This is a genomic window from Polaribacter sp. (assembly GCF_965656025.1).
In the GTDB taxonomy this organism is placed as follows: domain Bacteria; phylum Bacteroidota; class Bacteroidia; order Flavobacteriales; family Flavobacteriaceae; genus Polaribacter.
This window is the reverse complement of the sequence record NZ_CBFHJT010000003.1, coordinates 1-1,402: the sequence shown is the minus strand read 5'-3', so window position 1 is coordinate 1,402 and position 1,402 is coordinate 1. Positions and strand designations below refer to the sequence as shown.

General features: G+C 28.3%; 2 protein-coding genes and 1 pseudogene. All 3 read right to left on the bottom strand.

Going from position 1 to position 1,402, the window contains the following annotated elements:
• Positions 1-277: pseudogene (locus tag ACTG3S_RS00815) on the bottom strand (glycogen synthase); the annotation flags it as partial.
• A gap of 213 nt (positions 278-490) precedes the next feature.
• Positions 491-1,075: a hypothetical protein gene (locus ACTG3S_RS00810; RefSeq protein WP_439127478.1), complete on the bottom strand. Its 585-nt coding sequence runs from the start codon at positions 1,073-1,075 to the stop codon at positions 491-493.
• Positions 1,076-1,165: 90 nt separating this feature from the next.
• On the bottom strand, positions 1,166-1,402 hold a 237-nt coding region (gene rplT, locus ACTG3S_RS00805), incomplete at its 5' end, for a 50S ribosomal protein L20 (RefSeq protein ID WP_439127477.1).

Here is a 1,402-nt window from a genome sequence, read left to right as displayed (position 1 = left end):
GTACAACGTCTGCATCTGTGGGTTCTGCATTCATATGAATACAGGTACTTAAGGTTTTTAGTACCGCTTTTAATTTATCGTCTACATTATTAAAAATAGCATTTTCAAATGGAAAGCCTTTTACACTTAAATTATCTGATGTAGTATCTTGATCTCCAAAACTACGAACATCAACTTTCATTAGTTTTGATAGTTCATCTGCAAGATACTCTACATGTACGCCTGCACCTCCATAAACATAAGGTGGAAATTCTCTTGTATAGAAAAGAGCTTTCATAAAATAAATTGTAATTTTAGGTTAGTATGTCTGTTGATTTAATCGGTAAAAGATATAAAACATACTGCTAAATAACAAAATATTAAGAAAGGATTTTTACCTAAAAAATATTATTATTGTTTTAATAACAATAACTTAATTATCGCTATTTTTTATGATGATTTGTTACGGCTTTTAGAAATACTTAAATAATATGATAATAAAAAATACAGATTATATATTTCTTTGTTTGTTAATTTCATCTTGTAACTGCCTTCTAAGCTTTTGCTCTCTTTCTAAAGACTTTTTTCTATGTTGTTCAAATTCTTGTTCTACATATGTCAAGTTACCTTCCGCTTTTTTAGTTAACACATTGCTTCTTGTAAATCTAAATATAAAATAGGCTAAAGCCAATAAAAGTAAAAGTACTATGGTCCATAAAATTAAATTATAAGTTAGCTTACTTAATTGCATACCAAACAAAGAAATAGAGTTTTCTTTTTTTAAAGCGTTATCTAAATCGGTTTTGGTTTTAGTTAATACCTCTTGTGTGCTTTGTATTATGTTTTCTTTTTCAGAAAGTTGTTTGTTTTTTTCTTTTATGGTTTTTTTTGATGCTGCTAAAGAATCTAAAACATTTTGTTTTAATTGTAAAAACCTTTCTTTACCTATTACCTTATAGGTTTGGTAACTTGTAGACGTTCTGTAAATTTTGTCAAATTGCCCATTAAGTGAGGTGTCTTCTATAGTGTTTTCTTGTGCTACAAATGTTGTTGTACTTATAAAAAAAAAGGCTACAATTAACGTGTATATTTTCATTTGGTAAAGTGTTAGTTTTAAAAGAATAAAAGTACTAAAAAAACCCAAACGAATACGTTTGGGTTTTTATTATAAGCAAGTAATTTATAATTATTTAACTTTTTCTACAACTGCCTTAAAAGCGTCTGGGTTGTTTACAGCTAAATCTGCTAAAACCTTACGGTTTAATTCGATATTGTTAGCTTTTACTTTCCCCATAAACTGAGAGTAAGACATTCCGTGTAAACGAGCTGCAGCGTTAATACGTACAATCCATAAAGAACGGAAGTTTCTCTTATTGTTTTTACGGTCTCTATATGCATAAAGCATACCTTTTTCAACCGCATT

Coding starts and splice junctions, on each gene's coding strand:
- ACTG3S_RS00810 (WP_439127478.1), bottom strand. CDS start 1,075: ATGAAAATATACACGTTAATTGTAGCCTTTTTTTTTATAAGTACAACA.